Source organism: Rhodococcus sp. RCBS9 (assembly GCF_029457415.1).
Lineage (GTDB): Bacteria > Actinomycetota > Actinomycetes > Mycobacteriales > Mycobacteriaceae > Rhodococcus_F > Rhodococcus_F qingshengii.
Genome location: NZ_CP120422.1, coordinates 1,208,039 through 1,228,978, shown reverse-complemented (window position 1 = coordinate 1,228,978; position 20,940 = coordinate 1,208,039). Strand labels below are relative to the sequence as shown.

Genomic DNA, 20,940 nt, shown 5'->3' with positions numbered 1-20,940 from the left:
CCGAGTATTGACATGCTCGGCATCTGCCGGTCGTATGCAGACGGTATTTCTAAGCGATGACTGATCCGATGGAATACGACCTGGTTGTGATCGGCTCCGGCCCGGGTGGGCAGAAGGCTGCCATCGCGGCGGCCAAGCTGGGTAAACGGGTAGCGATGGTCGAGAAAGGCAACATGCTCGGGGGAGTGTGCGTCAACACCGGCACCATTCCGTCGAAGACGTTGCGTGAGGCGGTTCTCTACCTCACCGGGATGAACCAACGCGAACTGTACGGCGCGAGTTACCGCGTCAAGGAGAACATCACTCCGGCCGACCTGCTGGCGCGAACCCAGCATGTCATCACCAAAGAAATCGAAGTCGTTCGATCTCAGCTCCTGCGCAACCGCGTCGAATTGTTGGTAGGGGTCGGCTCGTTCGTCGACGAGCACACCATCCTCGTCGAGGACGCCTCGCGCGGAGACAAGATGACGATCACGGCGAAGTTCGTCGTGATCGCGACCGGAACGTTGCCTGCTCGCCCGGCGGGGGTGTCCTTCGACAGTCACCGGGTGCTCGACTCCGACGGGATCCTCGATCTGACCTCCATCCCGACCACCATGGTCGTCGTGGGCGCGGGAGTGATCGGTATCGAGTACGCATCGATGTTCGCGGCACTCGGCACCAAGGTCACCGTCGTCGAGAAGAGGACGTCGATGCTGGACTTCTGCGACCCCGAGGTCATCGAATCGCTTCGATTCCATCTACGCGATCTGGCGGTCACTTTCCGATTCGGTGAAGAAGTGACGGCCGTCGACGTCGGAGCGAACGGAACGCTTACGACGCTGCGCAGCGGCAAGCAGATTCCAGCCGAGACCGTGATGTACTCGGCTGGACGGCAAGGCCTCACGGCGCCACTCGCGCTGGAGAACGCCGGGCTCGAAGCCGACGAACGTGGCCGTATCTACGTCGACGACAATTTCCGCACCAAGGTCGAACACATCTACGCCGTCGGTGACGTCATCGGATTCCCGGCGTTGGCGGCGACGTCGATGGATCAAGGTCGACTCGCGGCCTATCATGCCTTCGACGAACCAGGCGCGAAGCCGATGGATCTGCAGCCGATCGGCATCTACTCGATTCCCGAGGTGTCGTACGTGGGCGCCACCGAGGTCGATTTGACCAAGGAATCGGTGCCGTACGAGGTCGGGGTTTCCCGATACCGCGAACTCGCACGCGGGCAGATCGCAGGCGACACCTACGGGATGCTCAAGATCCTGGTGTCGACGGATGACCTGAAACTGCTCGGTGTTCATATCTTCGGCTCGGGTGCAACGGATCTCGTGCATATCGGCCAAGCGGTGATGGGGTGCGGCGGGACCGTCGAATACCTTGTCGACGCCGTCTTCAACTATCCGACACTGTCCGAGGCGTACAAGGTGGCGGCGCTCGACGTCATGAACAAGATCAGGGCTCTCAAGCAATTCCACTAGGGGTCGGGGTGTCCCCAGGTACCGGTCAGGGGCGGTCGGTGTACTTCTCGGGTAGCACTTGTTCGAATACCTGAGGGTGATGTCAGGCCTGGGGAAATAAGGCAGGGTCTATCTCCATGACCATTGCCCAGGAACTTCGTGTGGAATTTCGATGCTGATCGGACTGATTGCCGCGATCGTGGCATGCGTCGGGTACGGCGTTGCATCCGTGCTGCAAGCCTACGGCGCGCGCAAGTCGGCAGCTGCCGCCGAGCAGCGTGGCGAGGCCGGACACGTGACGGCGTCGGGTGGCCCGACCTTGCGTTCGACGTTCGCGGCCGCGCTGACGGCGTCGTTCATCCTGGGCACCGTGCTCGATGCGGTCGGATTCGCCGGTAGTGCCATCTCCGCGCGGCTCATTCCACTGTTCTTGTCGCAGACAGTGGTCAGTGCCAATCTCGTCATCACGGCAGTGCTGGGGACCGTGGTCCTCGGCATCCAGTTGCATCGTCGCGACTGGTTCGCGATCGCTGCGGTGATCGGATCGCTCCTGCTGCTCGGATTGTCGTCAGGTCACGCGGGCGGTGGGAGTTCCAACGACGTCGTCCATTGGGGTGTCCTCGTGGGCTCGGCGTTGATCTTGCTGATCGGCATCGGTTTGATCCGATGGTTGGGCTCACGCGCAGCAGTTGTCGCCGGGTTGATCTCGGGTGTGCTGTTCGGCTGTCTGGCCATTGCCGTACGCGTGGTCTACGGAATCGATCCGTTCGAAATCGGTACGATGCTCCGCGATCCGGCCGGCTGGGCGATCCTCGTTTCGGGCCTGGGCGGTTTCTATCTGCACACGGTGGCGCTGCAACTGGGATCCGTCAACGGAGCGACAGCGGCTCTGGTTGTCGGCGAGACGGTGGTTCCGGGAATCGTTGGCGTCGTGGTGCTCGGCGACGCGTCGAGACCGGGCCTGGAATGGCTTGCCGTGGTCGGCTTCGTCGGGGCAATCGCGGGCGCCGTCGCCGTGGCCGTCTTCGGCGCGGCGAGCCACGAGGAGAAACCGGTCGAAGAAGTGACCGTCTGATCCGGTAGACGAAAGTGTCCTCGAAGACACGACGGCGAACACGACTACAGACGTGTTAGAAAGGCAGTTCAGGCCGATCTCGGAGGGGTAGTCATGCAAGGGGCAGCAGCGAAGCACGAGGCCGAAGCCATCGCCGGAAACAAGGCAAATTGGGACGATCGCGCCGATGTGCATGTGCGCTCCGAAATGTATGACGTCGGCGGGTTTCTCGCCAACAGAGCGACCATTTCCACAGTTGTGCAGAACGACTTGTCGATTCTGGCCCCGCATCTGCCACAGTCAGGAGTGCAAGGTCACTCGCTCCTGCATTTGCAGTGCCACATCGGGATCGACACGATCTCCTGGGCGCGTCTTGGTGCGATCGACGTGCACGGGCTTGATCTGTCACCCAACTCTCTGCACCACGCTGCTCGTATCGCAAAGGCAGACAACCGCGAGATCACCTGGGTGGAAGGTGATGCGCGATTCGCCTCGACGCTGATCGACCGACGTTTCGACGCGATCGTCACCAGTGCCGGAACAATCGTCTGGTTGCCGGAACTCACCGCTTGGGCTCAGTCGATCCACGACCTCCTCGAGCCTGGTGGGGTGTTTCAGATCCGGGACGATCATCCGATCCTCGGCGCAATGGCGTTCGAGCCGTGGATGATCACCGACGACTACCTCTCCGGAAGCGGCATGCGATCGTACGAAGACTCGGCGACTTACACCGGGACCTCCGATGGGCAGATAGCGCACACTGCCAACCACGAATGGCGCCACGACCTAGGCGAGGTCATTGGTTCATTGCTGGATGCGGGTCTTCATATCGAATCAGTTTCGGAACTTCCCTATATGGACTGGCAGGCCTTTCCCGAACTCGTTCCATGCGCCAACGGATGGACTCTGCCGAGCCACTCTCCGCGGATACCGTTGAACTTCGCCATCGTCGCCAGGCGAAATCAGCGAAGTGAGTGAGCAGAGCCGATCCCTTGGAAGACTTCGAATTATTCCTCGAGCGGCGTGGCCGTATTTCGTGCATGATCGTCGGATGGCTTTGTCCCGGTTGTTGCCTGTCAGCTCGCCCTTATCGCAAGTCGGCGCGTCTGGTGTGGTGCGTCCAGGAATCGAGTTAATCGTAGTTCTTTCGAGCTAATACTTCTGGTGGATAGTGCTTTTCGCTCGAACTCTGCTCGGCGTTGTTGCAACCGTTCGGCGAAGTTGCAGTATCAGGTTCGAATGAACCTGCGTCGCTGTTCGATCGGTCAATTGGTAACGGAAACCGCGTTCTCGCAGATAGTTCCAGTGCGCCCCAATGTCCCGCTTACGTTGTGCGTCACGGGCAGCGGGACGAAGAACGGAGGAAAGTGATGAGCAGCTTGGATATTCAACGCTGGTCGAACGACTTCACCGCGCTGACCAAGGTCATATCGGAAGGCACCGAGCAGTTTGTTCTCCGGTTCATTTCCAGCTGAAGTGATCTGAGCTCGTTGCCGGGTGCGGATAGTTCAGTCGTCGCTTCCGCGGTTCGAGTGATGAATTGCGATGAAATAGAGGTTCTTACGGCGTCTGGGAGGCCTGGGCGGGGGCGAGCAGGTAGGAGAACACGTACGTAACTGCGGCGATGACCGCCAGTACGATCAAGGACATCGGGAACCCTGCGGCATCTCGCACCGGGTCACCAGTAGCGACGACAGCCGACATGAACACTCCGATTACCAGCAATGTCACCGCCAAGGCAGAGCACGCAGCGAACCGATGCTTCCAGCAGCAGACTGTGCGCGCCGGCCATGTGTGGCTTGTTCTCAGGGCGCAGCGCCCACCTGCAACAGCGCTCGAGCCGACAATCAGCCCTGCCAGCGCTCCGATGAAGGCGGGTATGAACAGTCCTACCCAGGACCAGGCTCCATCGCCGACTATCGGGATCATCACGGCGACACCTGTGACCGCACCTGTGAGCGCAGCCAGACTCAGTTCCTTGTCGACCCAGCTCATGGATCAACTAGAACACAGGCACGCTCGCGAGGCTGTGGAGTATCTCGGATTCAGGGGCTGAAGAACTCGAGTCGGCGGCGCAGGCGTGCGATCGACGGGTCCCCGATCGTGCGTCTGCCGTCGGTTCGGGCTTGGCTCGGGGTCATCCCGTAGAAGTCCTTGAACGCTCGCGCCAACTGGGATTTCGAGGTGAAGCCGCATCGCAGGGCCAACGCTTCGATCGTTTCGTTCGGCATCTCGGTTCTGGTCAATTCGCGGTAGACGAGTTCGAGACGCTTCCGCCGAATGACAAGAGCTATTCCGCCGTCGGATGCGAATGCGCGATAGAGCTGTGCCCGGGAGACGGACAATGCTGCGCACATGCTCGTCGGGCCGAGCCAGGTCTCCGAGAGATGCTCGGCGATGTAGGCGTACGCACGATCGCGGAGAGAGTGATCGGGCCGCGGCGACAGATCAGGTTCGGCGATACCCAAACTGACACGAAGGAGGGAAGCGACGACGTCCTCGTAGCCGGCCGCAGCATCGGGATCGAGATGCGGTAGCGCGAGTACGACCGATTGCATGCACTGAGCGAGCACGACGGCAGGAACTCCGCGCAGTACCGTCCCGTGTAGAGAACGACCCTTCGACTCGGCCTCGACGAGGGAACGCGGTGCGAGGAGCGTGATGGTGCGCCCTGTCGATTCCGCCTCCGCGTCGGCGGTCCAGGTACGCCCGAGGTCGAAGAATGTGACATCGCCTGGACGTGCGACGAAATCGACTCCGTCGGCGTTGCCGCTCAACTGCCCGTCGAGGACGACCTGGACCATGTATTCATCGTCGAGTCCGCTCTCGGCGATCAGCCGATTGTTTCGGGTGTACTTCTGTGCATTGAAGGTAGTTTGACCGATCAACGAGGTTCCGATGGAAAGCGCTGTGATCGAGCCTTCGAGAGATGTGTCAGGGTCAATTCGGTCGGTGACGAAGAACGGACGTGTGGCACTGCGCCAGAAGTCGTCGGCGTCCGCAGGATCGACCGATCGGGTCGACACGCGGATGCGGGCGGAATTCATCGACACGCGGGCATGATATGTCAGATCCCGCAGGTCGCAGTCACTCTCCCGCAAATAGACGTCAATAGTGACCGAGCCCACATAATGAGACAAATCGGGCGTATTTGTGAGACGGCCAGTGCTCGCGTGTCGCGGCGAAGCTGTCTATGTTGTTCGTTATGGGTGGACAGGTTGGGAGTTCGATGCTCGAACGAAATCTCGAGTTCGGCGGGGATCGACTGCTCGTTCGTCGGCCATCATGACGTCCACTTCGAATCGATCGCAGCTATCTCGAGCAAAGCGAAATCCTCGAGGAAGGGGCACGCTGCAAAGGCGGCTTGCCGGGCGTGGAGCCACGGCGATTCGTCCCCGCCTCCTCGGATTGATGGAACGCTCGGCGGGATTGACTGTCATCGATTCGCCGCTTGGGTTCGGCAAGACGGAACTCGCCGCGTTGTGGCTCACGACTCTCGGGCAGGTGCCGAGCAGACCGGTAGTCTGGGTGCCGGCGCCATCGCATCGGATGACCCCCCTCGAGTACTGGAACACCGCGCTCGCAGTAATTCAGGATTCGCTGGAATCACTCGAGGCCCCGCCACGAATGCGCGAGGATCCAGTGGGCGCGATCGAATCACTCCTCGACTCGTCGCCCGCACCATTCGTGTTGGTGTTCAACCGCATCGACCTGGTTGAGGGTGACGAGGTGGGACGCCGAATCGTGGATCTGATCGTGCGGCTTCCCGGATTGAAAGTAATCGTCACGCTGCAGGATCGGTCTGCGACGGACTTGCTCGAAGACGTCCGCGTGGACGAGTACCTGTGCGCGAACGACCTCAGATACACGCTCGACGAGTCCACCGTTCTGTTCGCGGAGGCAGGGATTCACCTTCCCTCGGGCATCGTCCATTCGATCTGTGAACGCGTCGCCGGCGTTCCCGTGCTGATGAAGGTTGCTCTGAGTGCGGTTGCGGGGCTGAGTGAACCGAACCGTGGACGCGAACGCGTTCAGCAGCGAGTGGACCAGGCGATCCACGCGTACGTCAGTCGGACCGCTCCTCGGTCGGGCAAGTCGCTCGAGTTGTTCGACTTCGCGACTACGATCGCCGCTGCCCGCACGGTGACACCAGAGATCGCTCGTGTCCTGTCCGACGATCTTGACGTGGAGGGCAAACTGGACTTGCTCGAGTCTTTCGGTCTGATCTTCCGGAATGGTTTCGAGGGAGAACCGTCCTGGTACTTCGCGCCGTCAGTTCGACTGGCATTCATACAGATACGGGCCGAACAAGGGGATGGATTCGAAGATCCCTTCCAGGTACTCGTCGATCACGCTCTCGGGACTTCGGATATAGCCGGTGCCGTTCACTACGCCTTGGACGGACGCAAGTGGACCAGGGTGCTCGACATACTCGAGCGCCACTGGGCTGATCTTCTGGTCGATCACACCGGATTGGTCCGGACTGCGTTGCAATCCATACCCGGTGACGTACTCAGTTCGAACCCTTCGATTCTGGTGGGTCGTGACCTGCTCGAATCACGTCTGCGGCCGCAGTTGATCAACGGCGATTCATTACCGACGGAACCGGCGGAATTGCGTGCGATAGGTGGTAGTCCGCATGCGCACAGCTTGTTGAACGTCGGAACTGTCCAATCGGTGGTGCTGAGAACATCCGGTAAGTACCAACGCTCGACCGAGATCACGCGCAAATTGGCGCACGTCGTGTACGGACTCGGCGACGAGTCGTTGGGCGCGTTGGGGTCTCAACTGCCCGCCCTGCGGCTGATCTGGGGGGTCTCGCATCAATTGACCGGTGACCTCGGTGATGCCGCGGTGGAATTGCGACTCGCCTATCAAGGTGCGGTGCAACATGGTCCGGAGTTCGTCCTGCGTCACGCCGCAGGCAATGCCGCGCTCAACTCCGCGCTGATCGGGGACGTCGCGCACGCGACAGACTGGCTGCACCTGGAAAGCACACACCCGGACGTTTCGGGATGGTTGGGACCGCCCTCGCACATGGGGGGAGCGATCGCGCGGGCACTGGTGGCGTGCGACAGCGTGGACCTGCACGCCGGAGCTGCCGCGATGGACGCACTCGCCGAGGTCACACCGCCGGGCGACCTGTGGGCGTTCGCGGCCTACACTTACACCAGATTTGCACTGCTGCAATCGGACCCGTTCTCGGGGCTGATTTCCCTCCAGCGCGCAGTGGCAACGCACGGGCACGTGAATCCGTGTGAACGATCGCTCGGTGACGCGCTTCTCACCGCGGCACGTATCGATCTTCTGTTGGCGTCCGGGGAGGGTACCAAGGCGCTGGAAGAATCAGTCGCTGCGCCACATACGTTTGCAGTTGTCACGGTCTCCGTGGCGCGGACGCATCTCCTGACCGGGTCGCCGTCCCAGGCATTGGAATTGTGCCGCGAAATCGATTGGAGCGGGCAGTATCTCACGAGGTTTCGGCTCGAATCCCTGCTGATCGAATGCGCTGCTCTGTGTGAACTGGGCAGGATCCCCGCTGCCGCGAGTACATGGGAGGAAGCTCGCGGACTGCTCGAAACCTCCGGTGTCCTGTCGGCCCTGGCGACGATACCGCGTGATCTGATCAGGCAACTCGAAGATGGGGCAGAGGGCTCGAGCAGTGCCGTCGCGACCTTTCTCGAATCCGAAGCGGCGCAGATATATCCGGCGGCCATCGTTCGGGTCCAATTGACGAAACGGGAGATGGACGTTCTCGTGGAACTGGGTCTCGGCATTCCGATCGGTGAGATCGCGCGGCGGTTGTTCGTATCCAACAACACGCTGAAGAGTCACCTCCGAGCCTTGTATCGCAAACTCGGTGCGCATTCCCGGGAAGAGGCTGTCGCGGCAGCGCACCGACACAACCTCCTCGGCAGTGGGCAGGACTGATCGGCGTCAGTGCAGATTGCGCTCGGCGTAGACCTTCATCGCGTCACGGACCAGCGAAGCGGTGCCTTCTCCGTACTTGTCGTAGTTTGCAGTGAAGCGGGGATCGTCGACGTACATCTGGCCGAGCCCGGTGAAGGCGTCGGCGCTGGGAGTCCTTCCCTGCCAACCGATCTTTATCCACTCGAACTGTCTTCGGGTAATCGTCTGGACGTCGTCACTTTCCGCGGACAGCCCCGCTGTCAGTGCTTTTCCGAATGCCGCTGCGATGTCGGCTTGAGCTTGCAGATGAGCTTTACGGTCCTGCTCCGACATCGACCGCCACCAGTTGTCGCCGCTGGTGTAGGCGTCCTTGCCCCAACGCTCGATGACCTCGTCCTTGTATCGGGTGTGGTCGAACCCGTCGAAAACATCTTCCGGCATGAGTGATTCACCATTCTTCGTCTTGTTCAAGGTCCTGTTGACCGATTCGATCTGTCTCGAGATCCGCGTGCGCTCTTGCTCGAGGAGTTCGAGGTGCGTACGCAGTGCGGCGGCCGTATCGCGTTCGCCGGTGAGGACTTCGGCGATGGCCGGCAATCCGAGTCCGAGTTCCCGAAGTAGAAGGATGCGTTGCAGTCGCACCAGGGCGTCTTCGTCGTAGAAGCGGTAGCCGTTGGCGCCGATGCGACTCGGTTCCAGGAGTCCCAAATCGCCGTAGTGACGCAGCGTTCTGCTGGTGGTACCTGCGGATTTGGCGAGTTCTTGGATGGACCATTCGCTCACGTGGAGTTCCTACTCTCGGATCGGTTGTGCTCATTCAGCATGCAAGTTGACGTTGCGTCAATGTCAAGAAAGTTCTCGGTGTGCATTGTCGGGAACGTTTTATGTCCGTTTCGCCGTATCGCCACGAACGGGTCTCCAACTGATTGATTCGATGACCTAGGTCACGTGATTTGGCTCACAAATTGTCAATCTGAATAGTTGAACAAGCCTCTGTTGACGCTTTCACATACCTCGACCACGATCATCTGAACAGATCGAGTTACGCGGTTGTTGAAAATGCACGGTAGTTGAAATGCACTGCAGACGGAACGGTGGTCCACGATGACTGAACTGGTGTCGGGCGTAGCCCAGGCCAAGCCCTATGACCTCGATGATCGGTACCGGTCGGGATCGGGACCGGTGTTGCTGACCGGTGTTCAGGCAATTGCACGCGGCTTCGTCGAGCAGCACGTTCGCGACATTCGGGCAGGTAAGCGTATTGCCACCTTCGTCTCCGGTTACCAGGGCAGCCCCCTCGGTGGCGTCGACAAGATGCTTCACGGCATGCCCAAGGTTCTCGCCGAGCACGACATCACCTTCATCCCTGGCTTCAACGAGGAGCTCGCCGCCACGGCGGTATGGGGAAGCCAGACGGATCTCCCCGCCGGAACCGCGACCCACGACGGCGTGACCGGCGTCTGGTACGGCAAGGGCCCCGGCGTCGACCGCGCTACCGACACCATTCGCCACGCCAACATGTACGGCGTGAACCCCAAGGGCGGCGTCGTCCTCCTGGTGGGCGACGACCCCGCGTCGAAGTCCTCCACGGTTCCGGCCGTCAGCGAGCGCTCGCTTGCCGCGATGGGCGTGCCGGTTCTCTTCCCACGCAATGCCGAAGAGATCATCACGATGGGTATGCACGCCGTTGCACTCTCGCGTGCATCCGGTTGCGTCGTAGCGCTGAAGATCGTCGCCGACGTCGCAGACGGTGCCTGGACGATCGACGGCAGCATCGCGGACTTCGACATCGTGGTTCCGGAAGTGCAGTTCGAGGGCAAGCCCTTCGTCTACAAGCAGCGTCAGATGGCCGCGCCGCCGGACAGTGTCATCGCCGAGGCCGATCTGTACGGCCCGCGATGGGATCTTGTGCACGCGTACGGAACTGCCAACAACCTCGATGTGATCGAGGTCAACCCCTCCGGTGCGAAGATCGGTATAGCCGCCACCGGTACAACTTTCGACTCCGTCCGACAAGCTCTGGCAGACCTCGGCGTCGATGATGCCGCGCTGCACCGCGCCGGGATCCGTCTCCTTCGCATCGGAATGTGCTACCCCGTCGTGGGCGAGAAGATCAAGGAGTTCGCCGAAGGTCTCGAGCAGATCGTCGTGGTCGAGGACAAGACCGCGTTCATCGAAGCTCAGATCCGGGAAGTCCTGTACGGCACCGACGATGCCCCTCGCATCATCGGCAAGCGTGACGGCCAGGGCCGTCTGCTCATGCCTGCCAGTGGTGAACTGACCGCAGGCCGGCTGCTCGCCCCGTTGCGCCGCGTACTGAAGCCGCACGTCGAGCTCAAGCGCACCCTCCCGGCCCCGCTGTCGCTCAACGTGCTCTCCGCCAAGCGAACCGCGTACTTCTGCAGCGGGTGCCCCCACAACCGTTCCACCGCTATTCCCGAGGGTTCCATCGGCGGCGGCGGAATCGGTTGCCACACACTCGTCACCATGTCCGGCCGTGAGGACAGCGCTGTCACCGGCCTGACGCAAATGGGCGGCGAGGGCAGCCAGTGGATCGGGCAGGCACCGTTCACCGACGTGCCTCACCTGTTCCAGAACATCGGCGACGGCACCTTCTTCCACTCCGGTCAGTTGGCTGTCCAGGCATGCATCGCCGCAGGCGTGAACATCACCTACAAGTTGCTCTACAACGAAGTAGTAGCGATGACCGGTGCACAGGACGCGGAAGGTGCCCTCTCCGTTGCTCAGCTCAGCCACAAGCTGACCACCGAGGGCGTCAAGCAGATCATCATCTGCGCCGACGAGCCTTCGCGTCACAACAAGCGCGCTCTGGCCAAGGGCACCAAGCTCTGGCACCGCGATCGCCTCGACGAGGCACAGAAGGAGCTTCGCGAGATCAAGGGCGTCACAGTGTTGATCTACGACCAGCACTGTGCGGCCGACGCTCGTCGCCAGCGCAAGCGTGGCACGCTGCCCACTCGCAACACTCGCGTCGTCATCAACGAGGCAGTGTGCGAAGGCTGCGGTGACTGCGGTGTGAAGTCGAACTGCCTCTCGGTCCAGCCCGTGGACACCGAGTACGGCCGCAAGACGAAGATCGACCAGACGTCCTGCAACACCGATTACACCTGCATGGACGGCGATTGCCCGTCGTTCGTGACCGTCGAATTGGTACCGGGCAAGAAGGCTCCCAAGGCCGCACGTCCCGTCCCGCCCGTCGTCGCAGACCCCGATTTCGGACCGCTCACCAGCACGCAGAACGTTTTCCTCGCGGGCATCGGCGGCACCGGCATCGTGACCGTCAACCAGGTGCTCGCAACGGCTGCACTGCGCGCCGGCCTCGAGGTGGAGAGCCTTGACCAGATCGGACTGAGCCAGAAGGCCGGACCGGTTGTCTCGCACCTGCGTTTCAGCTCCAGCGCGCTCGAGCCGTCCAACCGCCTCACTCCGGGCAGCGCGGATTGCATCGTCGCCTTCGACCTGCTGACCGCGACGGACAACAAGAACCTCGACTACGGCAACGCCGAGAAGACGGTCTCCATCGCCTCGACGTCGCAGACGCCGACCGGAGACATGGTCTACGACAAGGCTGTTCGCTACCCCGAGGAGACGTCACTCCTCGCCCGTCTCGACAAGGTGTCGCGCACCCTGCGTTCGTTCGACGCACTCGCCGCGGCACAGGAGTTGTTCGGTAACACCGCAGCAGCCAACTTCCTGCTGATCGGTGCTGCCTACCAGAGCGGCGGACTTCGTCTGCCGGCCGAGGCCATCGAAGAAGCGATCGGCATCAACGGCGTTGCCGTGGACGCGAACATCGCGGCATTCCGTTGGGGTCGTGCAGCAATTGCCGACACCGCAGCGTTCTCGGCCGTCACCACGCCGGCCAAGTCCGTCCGCGAACCCGTTGTCGCACCGGCTCACATGTTCGCCGGAACCACCTTCACCGGTGAAACCCTGCGACTGGTGGAACTGCGTGCAGCGCAGCTCATCGAGTTCCAGTCCGTCAAGATCGCCCAGCGTTACATCGATCAGGTTCAGGCAGTCTGGACCGCCGAACGTGCCGCAACCGAGCGGACCGATTTCAGCGAGGCTGTTGCCCGCGGCCTGTTCAAGTTCACCGCGTACAAGGACGAGTACGAAGTTGCTCGTATGCTGGTCGACCCCGCATTCATCGAGGACGTCAAGTCTCAGGTGCCGGCCGGGGAGAACCTGACCTACAAGCTCCACCCGCCGATCCTTCGAGTGATGGGCCGCAAGAAGAAGATCGGTCTCGGACCCAAGTCGCATGTTGCACTGAAGGTTCTGGCCAAGGGTAAGAAGCTTCGCGGTACCAAGCTCGACCCCTTCGGCTACATGCACGTCCGCAAGGTCGAGCGTGAACTGCTCGCCGAGTACGAGGCCATGATCGCTGACCTCTCTCGTACGCTCGCAACCGACGGATACGATCGTGCCGTCGAGATCGCGGCACTGCCGGACGTGGTTCGCGGTTACGAAGACATCAAGCTCGGCAACATCGAGCTGTACAAGACTCGCCTGCGCGAACTCGGTGTCGGTGAGTAGGAGCGCCGGCGAGTAGATCGAACAAGACTGTGCCCCAGTGACCGTCGTCGCTGGGGCACAGTTGCATTCAGGGCCTTCTCGGACCCAGGCAGGTTCAGGAGGGCGGGAACTGGCCGTCGGCAACCACGGCGCTGCCGTTCCACGTGAAGTTCACTATGTTCGGTCCGCCTTGGGGACAGCAGAATGCATCGTCGTCCAGCAGCCAACGGTATTGGACGGATACCGAATCCTTGTTGCTGTCGATGACGTGTGTGTACGAGTACGGCTCACTGGTAGCCGTGCCCAGGTATGTTCCGTCGTGGAAGAACAGGACGTGTGACTGGTAAGTCGCATCGCCGACGCCGTCGCCGTCCACCGAAACCCAGAGCAGGTCAGGACAATTCCCGATCTGTTCTTCGCTCGCGGATCTCGGTATCCAATTGCCCCCGTTGATGTCGGTGCCCAGCGTGCCGATGGCGTCGGTGACGAGCGAGGAGCCGACGTCGAGACAGGGACCCGAAGCGGGGATTGCTGTCGTAGTCGCCGTCGTGGATGCATTTGTGCGGGTGTTCGATTGTGGCGGGGGAGAGCTCGCTACCGTCGTCTCGGTTTCGTTTGCCGTCGATGTCGCCGACGCCGTTGAACTGGCTGCCGTGGAACTCGCCGCCGCTTCAGGTGTTCCTTCGGTCGACCCACAACCGGCGACCGTCAGGGCAGTGGCCGTCACCAGTGCAGCGGCTGCGACGGCGGCCGAAATCGGAGCTTTCCTGCGCATGCGTCCTCCAGAGTGTATGGGTTCACGTGTTCAAGTCCCTCCTTCGTTCTGTCGCCGGGCCGCATGCGTGCGTTATCGAACAACCGGTAACGATCAGCTATCGGACTCGGTGTTCCGTGCTTCGGTGCTCTTGGCCCCGGCCGCGTCGTATCGCACGGATCCAGCAACGACGGTCATCGCAATCTCTGTGGTCAGGAGAGAATCGACCCCTTCGGTGAACGGATCTTGTTTCAGTACGACAAATCGGCTGCTTTACCCCGAACCAGCTGGCCGGTCACATCTTCCCACCGGCACGAGTAGGCAGCGTCGCGAGTTGCGTGAGCCAGCGCGTCCGCGAGGGGGAGTGCGTACTTCGGCAGGTTGGGTGCCAGTGACGGATCGATTGCGGATCGACGGGTGGTGGCGATGAACATGTTCGGCAGCGGCGGGTGGGGAGCGGTCGGAGCGTCCGAACCCAACGCCAGAACCGCTCCGGCCTCGGTGAATTCGGGCCAGGGGTACGCGCGATTGACCCGGTAGTCGCCGAGCATCGCCTGCCAGTTCTCCTGGATTGCAGGGTCAGCGTGAACCGGTTGCATCGAGGCGATGATTCCCAGGCGGGCAAGCCTTTCGACGTTGTCCCGGGTGATGGACTCCAAGTGTTCCATTCGGTGCCTGCGGGGAATGTCTCCGTTGGCGGCGATCGCGTACTCGAGTGCCGTCAATCCGATCTCCGACGCCTCGTCGCCGATCGCGTGCATCGCGATCTGCAGGCCTGCGGCGTCGGCGGCTGTCACGACGGGGATCAAGGACTCGAGATCCCAGATGGGCTCGGCGTTGGTGCCGTCCGAGTACGGCTCTTTCATTGCGGCAGTGCAGCTGTCGATCACACCGTCGATGATGATCTTGATTCCGGCGATACGGAGCCACGGACCTTGGACGCGCTCGTGGAGTTCGATCACGTCGTGAACTTGTCCGACGTTGTCGGCCTCGTTGTCCTCGCGGGTCATCAGCCAGTGAGCCGCGACACGCAGCGGCAGTGTTCCGTCTCCTGCGTCCAATGCTCTTTCCAGCGAGGCTAATTCGTCCGCGCCGAGTGCCATGTCGACCGCACCGGTCACGCCGTCCTCGAGATAGTGGCGGAAGGCGAGAGCGAGGGCGGCGTCCCGGTCTTCGTCGGATGCGAGCTCCGCCAGTTTCGGCCAGACGTAGAGCATCATGGCGGTCTCGTACAGCATTCCGGTGGCTTCTCCGGTGTCCGGATCCCGGCCGATACGACCGCCGATCGGATCGGGAGTGTCCGCGTCGATGCCGAGTTCTCGCAGTGCTGCAGTGTTCACCCAGACCGAATGTACGTCGTTGGCGTCGAGGTACACCGGGCGATCGGGTACGACGGCGTCGATCATCTCTCGCGTCGGGTGCCCTCCATCCAGCGCGGAGAACAACCAACTGCGACCCAGCAGTCGTGGTGCGTCCGGGTTCGATTCCGCGAATTGCTTGATGCTGGACTGAATGTCGGCGAGATCGGCGGCATCACGCAGATCCAACTTCTGCAGCGCGAATCCCATCATCACCAAATGCGTATGGGCGTCGACGAAACCGGGTAGCACGACGGCACCTTCGAGATCGATCACCTCGGCGTCTGGAGCCAGGATATCGGCATAGACGGTTTCGCCCACGAATCTGAGCTTGTGGTCCTCGACGACTATCGACTCGGCCCATCCGTCGTCGGCAGCCGTGAAGATCTTTCCGTTGCGGTAGTGAGTGATGCTGTCATTCATGACTTCTACGTGATCCTTACGCGATGACGGTAGTAGTGATGGCGGCGCTGTGGTGACGATACGCACCTTCGGTACGTGCGGAGAGTCGGGAAACCAAGGCGAACGGGACCAGTAAAACGAAGCTGATCCCCGAGATGATGACTCCGAAGGTCGGATACCCGAGGCCGGCCGTCACCGAAGTTCCGAACAGCGGCGCGAACGCGGAGCCGATGAGGTAGGTGCCCAGTAGTGGCGCCGACCATCGGCCGGCCGCGTCGAGCGCGGCCGAGATGGCAACCAGGACGATGAACGTGGCCGCGTAGATCGTGTTCCAAGCGATGACCACTACCAGGTAGATCGTGGGATCGGTGGTGAGGCCGGCAGACAGCTTCAGAATTGCCCCGAGTATCAGTAGCACGGAGATCGATACTGTCCGACTGACCCGAGAACCCAACGCGGTCAAGGTAACAGCCGCGAGCACACCACCCGCCGTTGATGCGCTCAGTGCGAGACTCATTTGTTGATCCGAGAGCCCGGCGTGCTCGGAACCCATGATGCCGAGTACTGCCCACAACGAGTCCTCGCTGATCGCCCAGACTGCAAGCATCGCGAGAAATGCGGTTCCGGCAAAAGTGAGTCGTTTCGCGCTGACCCCGGCGGGGAGAGCTGTGGTCGTATTGGCGGACTTCGCCGTCTCCGGCGACTCTTTCACCGGGGACGACGGCAACCAGGTGACCGTTGCTGCGGTAGCCAGTGCCAGGACTGCGACGATGCCGAATGCGTTGGTCATGTGTGTGCCGAGGATGGGTATGAGAGCGAGGACGGCTGTGACGACGACACGGTTCACGAGGCCGCTGATGCTTGACGCCCGGTCCGGGTTCGTGAGCGCGGCCAGTGCCGCTCCGCCAACGGATGCGGATCCACCAGCGCCGATACCGCCGACGATGATCGCGGCGCATGCGATCGTCGTGGACGGTGCGATGGCCGCAACGCCGAATGCGGCTGCCATCGCGATCAGGCTGACGCGGCCGAGGAGATGGCGATGCCGGCCCGAGGCGATTCGGGTGGTGGCGAGGCAGGTGACGGCGCAGACCAGCAGCGATGCGGTCAGAACGGCACCGGCAGCGGATTCGGTGACACCAAGGTCCTCGACCATTGCCACGATCATCAGGGGGATGAGGTTCGCGGTGATGAACCCCATGACGCCGATACTGAAGACGGCAATACCGCGGTTGGCGGTGAGTGGAACCCGGTCGGACTGCGTATTCGTCGAAGCGTTGATCGGCACTAGGGCAACCCCATGTCCTGAAGGGGGTGGCTGAACCGACCCCTGGTGGCGTGATGCGAGTCACTTAATGAATGTGATTCGTTAAGTATGGGGATGGGCTCCGCCACGGTCAAGAGATCTAACGAATTTGATTCGTTAATTGTATGTTTCCGGATACGTGCTTCCGTAAAGTGGCGTCGCCGGTCTGTTTCCTGTTGTGAGGCTTATGCTTCCGCAATGGCTGAGATTGCGGAACGCACCCGCTACTTCGAGCGCTACGTCACTTTCATCGACGCGATTGTCGCCATTGCGATCACGCTGCTCGTACTGCCGCTGGTCGAACTCACCAGTGACCACCACGGCACCACGTCGGAACTGCTGCGCGATCACGCTGCGCAGTTCTACTCGTTCGCCCTGAGCTTTCTGGTGATCTTCCGGCTCTGGTGGTCGCAGCATCGGCTGCTTCGTTTTGTGGTCGACGCGGACAAGGTGGTCGTTCGCGGACTGGGGTTGTGGGTGATGACCATCGTGTTCCTGCCCTTCCCGACAGCGCTCGTTGCGGCGCCGTCGCAGGATCTCGGAACCAGGGCTCTCTACATCGGGACAATGGCAGCCAGTGCTGCGTGCCTGGCGGTGGTCGCGTGGGGTCTGGTTCGCAACCCGTCGTTGAGTGAAGAGAATGCGAAGCCGCATTTCACCGCTGAAATCGTCACTTTCCTGATCATGGTGGTGGCGCTGCTCGTCAGTGTGCTCGTTCCGGTGACGTCGTACTTCCCGCTGTTTCTTCTCCTGCTGTCGACGCCGATCGAGAAGCTGTGGAACCGAGTGGCGGCGAAATCGACTGGCGGCGAGCGTGAGAGGAGCTAGTCGGCGCGAGCGGTCATCGCGGATTTCTTGGCTTTGTTTCCGCAGATGTTCATCGAGCACCAGCGTCGGTTGTTGCCGCGACTGGTGTCGACGTAGAGGCCGGTGCACCCGTCGCCCTGGCAGGCTTTGACGCGGTCCCGGTCGGCTCCACCGAGCACCGCGATCGCGTCGGCAGCCACTATCGACAAAGCGTCGCGGATCGGATTGTCTCCGGCTGATTTCCAGAGGGCCCGGCCACTCTCGAGGACGAGGTGGGCATCACCGAGCTCGGATGCGGTGTTGACGATCCCGACATCGGTGCGTGAGGCACGGCGGTTCTCGCACACGGCGGTTCCGATGCGATGAATGGCCTCACGTAAATCCTGCGCGCCGCGGAGGTCGTCTTCTGTCGCGGTTGCGGGGGCGTCCATCAGATCGTTGGCGCGTAACCATAATTCGAGTCGCTGCGGGCTCGTGAGTCGTTCGAACCTCGAGCCGTTCCGATTGGTGAGGGTGGCGGTGAAGCGGAAGGCGAGCGTGTCGTTGTCGAGTCGAAACACGTCCCGAGCGGATTGATCAGCTCCTGCTTCGTTCACTTTCATCCTCCTTCGTGGCGAACCATCTCAACCGGTTCGACAGCAACTGTACCTGTGTGAGAGTGTTGAACCGTCTTAGATGGTTCAACATTTTCGAGAGGGAAATCCATGACTTCTGTTTCCGTAGTCGGCTTGGGCGCGATGGGTCGTCCCATCGCTCGAAATCTACTGGGCGCAGGCTTCGACGTGACGGTGTGGAATCGCAGCCCTGAAGCGGTAGCCGAACTGGTCGAGGAAGGGGCGATCGGCGCGAAAACCGTTGCCGAGGCATTCCAGTCCGGTGTTGTGCTGTCGATGTTGGCAGATGATTCGGCCGTGTCTTCGGCCATTCTGGATCCCGCCGTCCTCGCATCCGTTCCGAGTGGAACCGTGCACGTCAACATGGCCACCGTCAGCGTCGACCTTGCCAAGCGCGCCGCCGCACTGCACGCCGAGTACGGCATCGGGTACATCGCGGCGCCGGTGTTCGGACGCGTTTCTGTTGCTCAGGCTGGCCAGTTGAACATCATCGCCGCCGGCGACAGTTCCCTCCTCGAGCGAGTGCAACCCTTCCTCGACGTCATCGGTGCTCGCACGTGGCCACAAGGTGAGCGTCCGGAGCAGGCCAACATCGTCAAGATCATCGGCAATTACCTCATCCTCGCCGCGATTCAATCCTTGGGCGAGGCAATCACATTGGGGGAGAGGTCAGGTGTGGACGGAAGCCAACTCGTAGAACTGCTGACCTCGACGATCTTCCCGGGGCCGGTCTACTCCAGCTACGGAAACCTCGTCGCGACGCGTCAGTACGAGCCTGCAGGATTCACCACAGCTCTGGGCCTCAAGGATTTGAGGCTTGCGCTCGACGCCGCCGACAGCGTCGATCTGGATTTGCCGTTCGGTGGCGTACTTCGAGGCGTGCTCGCTCAGGCTCTGGCGAACGGTCAGGGCGAGATGGACTGGGCGTCTATTGCAGAACTGGTCCGTTCCGGCCAGTCGGGTGAAGGCAGTCCCGAAACACCGACGAGGTGAGCTCGAACTCGGACGGGACGGCGACTTCGGCACTGACGGAGACCGATTCCGTCCGGACACTACCGCTGGCCGGGTTGTCGGCACTCGCAATGGCAGGCTTCATAGCGATCACAACCGAAACCATGCCGGCCGGACTACTGGTGCAGATCGGGTCAGGGTTGTCCGTATCAGTCTCCGGCGCAGGGCAATTGGTCACCGCATACGCATTGGGTTCCGTCGTCGGGGCGGTACCACTGATCGCATTGACCCGAGGATTGCGACGGCGTGCTGTCGTGGTGTCGGCGATTCTGGGGTTCGGTGTCTTCAATCTGGTGACAGCGCTTTCGTCGAATCTTGTTCTCACCTTGGGTGTTCGGTTTCTGGCCGGTATGGCGGCAGGTGTGGTGTGGGGGTTGCTTGCCGGGTACGCACGCAGGATGTCGCCCCCTCACCTGCAGGGGCGGGCCGTTGCGGTTGCCTCCGTCGGACAGCCGATCGCGTTGGCAATCGGCGTTCCGATGGGGGCGTGGCTCGGGACCCTGGCCGATTGGCGCGTCGTCTTCGCCGTGATGTCGGTTGCTGCGCTACTTCTGGTCGCGTGGATACTCACGGTGATGCCGGACTTTCCCGGGCAACAAGCGGATCGGCAGCTGCCGGTGCGGAAAGTCCTGGTCCTGCCTGGCGTACGACCGATTCTGTTTGTCGCGTTCTTGTGGATCCTCGCGCACAACATCGTGTACACGTATCTGGCGGCGTTTCTGGATCGCATCGGTTTCGGCGATCGGTTGGGAATCGTCTTGTTCGTGTTCGGACTTTTCGCCTTCGTGGGCATCGGTGTGGTCGGGGTGTTTGTCGACCGGGCCCTTCGAAGTCTCACCGTGCTGAGCTTGGTGGTCTTTGCCGCAGCTTTGACGGCGTTGGGCGTCGGCGGTGACAGCTTCGCTGTGATCGCACTCAGCGTTGCGGCGTGGGGTGTGGCATTCGGAGGCGCTCCCACTCTCCTTCAGACGGCGCTCGCGGATACGACGGGCGACGCTGTGGACACTGCGCAATCGGTTTTCGTGACGATCTTCAATTCGGCGATCGCAGCGGGCGGCGTCGTAGGCGGGCTGATCTTGGCGGACTGGGGTGCGGGAGCGTTGCCGTTGGTTTCGCTGGTGCTGATCGTCGTCGGTGTTCTTGTGGTCAGTATCCGACAATTCGGACATGGCTTGTGATTCACTTCACGCATGCGGAAGTCATTGTTGGTGGTTGCTCTCGTTGCTACGTGGTTTGTCGCCGGAGCGATGCCCGCGGGGGCTGCGGATGCGAATTGGTCCGGTGATTACTCGCTCAAGCGTTTCGCCGCGACCAAGACGGGCACAAGTCTGGCCGCCAGCCAGTGGGAGCCGGATTTCTCCGATACATACACGTTCGAGACGGATTGCTCGAGCGGAGTCTGTATCGCCACAGTGGTCGGCGGTCCGGCTCCCGCCAATCCGACGTTGCCGCAGCCTGCTCGATACACCTGGGACGGAACCAGTTGGGTGCACCCCTATGACTGGGAGTGGGATTGCTACCAGGGGGAAGGCGTGCCCAAGGTGTGGGCACCGGCGCACTCCGAGGCGTATTACACACCTCAGCCCGATGGCAGTCTGAAAGGTTCGTGGCGTACCGACATCGCGAGTGGTCCCTGCGCGGGATCGGTGATCATGCGCGTCGAGGCGTACCCGGTCGGTCGGTCTACCGGATCTTTCGGTAGTTGAGAACGATCGGCGACTGGATGGTGTTGAAACA

The 20,940-nt window shown here is 61.6% G+C and carries 15 protein-coding genes and 1 pseudogene; 9 read left to right on the top strand and 7 right to left on the bottom strand.

The window, feature by feature from the left end:
* The first annotated feature begins 56 nt into the window (after window positions 1-56).
* From sthA to P0M12_RS05765, 3 genes are all read left to right on the top strand, one after another.
* On the top strand, window positions 57-1,469 hold the full coding sequence (gene sthA, locus P0M12_RS05775; RefSeq protein ID WP_277377516.1) for a Si-specific NAD(P)(+) transhydrogenase: 1,413 nt from the start codon (window positions 57-59) through the stop codon (window positions 1,467-1,469).
* Between the two features lie 151 nt (window positions 1,470-1,620).
* On the top strand, window positions 1,621-2,523 hold the full coding sequence (locus P0M12_RS05770; protein ID WP_003940348.1) for a hypothetical protein: 903 nt from the start codon (window positions 1,621-1,623) through the stop codon (window positions 2,521-2,523).
* 93 nt (window positions 2,524-2,616) lie between these two features.
* Window positions 2,617-3,480 carry a class I SAM-dependent methyltransferase gene (locus P0M12_RS05765; protein ID WP_277377515.1) on the top strand — a complete coding sequence of 288 codons (864 nt, stop codon included), beginning with the start codon at window positions 2,617-2,619 and terminating at the stop codon, window positions 3,478-3,480.
* Window positions 3,481-4,062: 582 nt separating this feature from the next.
* Here P0M12_RS05765 and P0M12_RS05760 read toward each other — a convergent pair.
* Together P0M12_RS05760 and P0M12_RS05755 are read right to left on the bottom strand one after the other, a co-directional pair.
* Entirely contained in the window at window positions 4,063-4,497 is a 435-nt protein-coding gene (locus P0M12_RS05760) for a hypothetical protein (RefSeq protein ID WP_204855446.1), read from the bottom strand.
* Window positions 4,498-4,547: 50 nt separating this feature from the next.
* The gene (locus P0M12_RS05755) at window positions 4,548-5,549 is read right to left on the bottom strand and encodes an AraC family transcriptional regulator (protein ID WP_218960020.1); all 1,002 of its coding nucleotides are present in this window, start codon (window positions 5,547-5,549) and stop codon (window positions 4,548-4,550) included.
* 364 nt (window positions 5,550-5,913) lie between these two features.
* Between P0M12_RS05755 and P0M12_RS05750 the strand changes: the two genes are divergently transcribed.
* Window positions 5,914-8,433 carry a LuxR C-terminal-related transcriptional regulator gene (locus tag P0M12_RS05750; RefSeq protein WP_277377514.1) on the top strand — a complete coding sequence of 840 codons (2,520 nt, stop codon included), beginning with the start codon at window positions 5,914-5,916 and terminating at the stop codon, window positions 8,431-8,433.
* Between the two features lie 6 nt (window positions 8,434-8,439).
* Here P0M12_RS05750 and P0M12_RS05745 read toward each other — a convergent pair whose 3' ends face one another.
* A complete protein-coding gene (locus P0M12_RS05745; protein WP_030535291.1) occupies window positions 8,440-9,195 on the bottom strand; it encodes a MerR family transcriptional regulator in 756 nt (251 codons plus the stop codon).
* 321 nt (window positions 9,196-9,516) lie between these two features.
* On the opposite strand from P0M12_RS05745, the gene P0M12_RS05740 reads away from it, so the two are divergent.
* Window positions 9,517-12,972 carry an indolepyruvate ferredoxin oxidoreductase family protein gene (locus P0M12_RS05740; protein ID WP_065455271.1) on the top strand — a complete coding sequence of 1,152 codons (3,456 nt, stop codon included), beginning with the start codon at window positions 9,517-9,519 and terminating at the stop codon, window positions 12,970-12,972.
* 94 nt (window positions 12,973-13,066) lie between these two features.
* On the opposite strand, the gene P0M12_RS05735 is transcribed toward P0M12_RS05740, so the two are convergent.
* From P0M12_RS05735 to P0M12_RS05725, 3 genes and pseudogenes are all read right to left on the bottom strand, one after another.
* Entirely contained in the window at window positions 13,067-13,726 is a 660-nt protein-coding gene (locus P0M12_RS05735) for an LppP/LprE family lipoprotein (protein WP_003940243.1), read from the bottom strand.
* 93 nt (window positions 13,727-13,819) lie between these two features.
* Window positions 13,820-15,486, bottom strand: a pseudogene (locus P0M12_RS05730) (amidohydrolase).
* Window positions 15,487-15,502: 16 nt separating this feature from the next.
* The gene (locus tag P0M12_RS05725) at window positions 15,503-16,753 is read right to left on the bottom strand and encodes an MFS transporter (RefSeq protein WP_007733614.1); all 1,251 of its coding nucleotides are present in this window, start codon (window positions 16,751-16,753) and stop codon (window positions 15,503-15,505) included.
* Window positions 16,754-16,969: 216 nt separating this feature from the next.
* On the opposite strand from P0M12_RS05725, the gene P0M12_RS05720 reads away from it, so the two are divergent.
* Window positions 16,970-17,599 carry a TMEM175 family protein gene (locus P0M12_RS05720; RefSeq protein ID WP_277377512.1) on the top strand — a complete coding sequence of 210 codons (630 nt, stop codon included), beginning with the start codon at window positions 16,970-16,972 and terminating at the stop codon, window positions 17,597-17,599.
* On the opposite strand, the gene P0M12_RS05715 is transcribed toward P0M12_RS05720, so the two are convergent.
* Window positions 17,596-18,180, bottom strand: coding sequence for a CGNR zinc finger domain-containing protein (locus P0M12_RS05715; RefSeq protein WP_277377511.1), 585 nt, complete (start codon window positions 18,178-18,180; stop codon window positions 17,596-17,598). The two genes, P0M12_RS05720 and P0M12_RS05715, sit on opposite strands and share 4 nt — an antisense overlap.
* A 102-nt stretch (window positions 18,181-18,282) precedes the next feature.
* Here P0M12_RS05715 and P0M12_RS05710 point away from each other — a divergent pair, with 102 nt between their 5' ends.
* From P0M12_RS05710 to P0M12_RS05700, 3 genes are read left to right on the top strand one after another with little or no spacing between them, the layout of a single operon-like run.
* Window positions 18,283-19,185 carry an NAD(P)-dependent oxidoreductase gene (locus P0M12_RS05710; protein WP_003939725.1) on the top strand — a complete coding sequence of 301 codons (903 nt, stop codon included), beginning with the start codon at window positions 18,283-18,285 and terminating at the stop codon, window positions 19,183-19,185.
* Complete coding sequence (locus P0M12_RS05705; RefSeq protein ID WP_277377510.1) at window positions 19,182-20,381, top strand: MFS transporter; 1,200 nt, start codon at window positions 19,182-19,184, stop codon at window positions 20,379-20,381. The genes P0M12_RS05710 and P0M12_RS05705 overlap by 4 nt, the downstream gene beginning before the upstream one ends.
* Before the next feature lie 12 nt (window positions 20,382-20,393).
* Window positions 20,394-20,909 carry a hypothetical protein gene (locus tag P0M12_RS05700; RefSeq protein WP_073512782.1) on the top strand — a complete coding sequence of 172 codons (516 nt, stop codon included), beginning with the start codon at window positions 20,394-20,396 and terminating at the stop codon, window positions 20,907-20,909.
* Window positions 20,910-20,940 lie beyond the last annotated feature (31 nt).

What these genes read in the sequence shown, in the direction of transcription:
- sthA (WP_277377516.1), top strand. Translation starts at nt 57, where the DNA reads ATGACTGATCCGATGGAATACGACCTGGTTGTGATCGGCTCCGGCCCG.
- P0M12_RS05770 (WP_003940348.1), top strand. Translation starts at nt 1,621, where the DNA reads ATGCTGATCGGACTGATTGCCGCGATCGTGGCATGCGTCGGGTACGGC.
- P0M12_RS05765 (WP_277377515.1), top strand. Translation starts at nt 2,617, where the DNA reads ATGCAAGGGGCAGCAGCGAAGCACGAGGCCGAAGCCATCGCCGGAAAC.
- P0M12_RS05760 (WP_204855446.1), bottom strand. Translation starts at nt 4,497, where the DNA reads ATGAGCTGGGTCGACAAGGAACTGAGTCTGGCTGCGCTCACAGGTGCG.
- P0M12_RS05755 (WP_218960020.1), bottom strand. Translation starts at nt 5,549, where the DNA reads ATGAATTCCGCCCGCATCCGCGTGTCGACCCGATCGGTCGATCCTGCG.
- P0M12_RS05750 (WP_277377514.1), top strand. Translation starts at nt 5,914, where the DNA reads ATGGAACGCTCGGCGGGATTGACTGTCATCGATTCGCCGCTTGGGTTC.
- P0M12_RS05740 (WP_065455271.1), top strand. Translation starts at nt 9,517, where the DNA reads ATGACTGAACTGGTGTCGGGCGTAGCCCAGGCCAAGCCCTATGACCTC.
- P0M12_RS05735 (WP_003940243.1), bottom strand. Translation starts at nt 13,726, where the DNA reads ATGCGCAGGAAAGCTCCGATTTCGGCCGCCGTCGCAGCCGCTGCACTG.
- P0M12_RS05720 (WP_277377512.1), top strand. Translation starts at nt 16,970, where the DNA reads ATGGCTGAGATTGCGGAACGCACCCGCTACTTCGAGCGCTACGTCACT.
- P0M12_RS05715 (WP_277377511.1), bottom strand. Translation starts at nt 18,180, where the DNA reads ATGAAAGTGAACGAAGCAGGAGCTGATCAATCCGCTCGGGACGTGTTT.
- P0M12_RS05710 (WP_003939725.1), top strand. Translation starts at nt 18,283, where the DNA reads ATGACTTCTGTTTCCGTAGTCGGCTTGGGCGCGATGGGTCGTCCCATC.
- P0M12_RS05700 (WP_073512782.1), top strand. Translation starts at nt 20,394, where the DNA reads ATGCGGAAGTCATTGTTGGTGGTTGCTCTCGTTGCTACGTGGTTTGTC.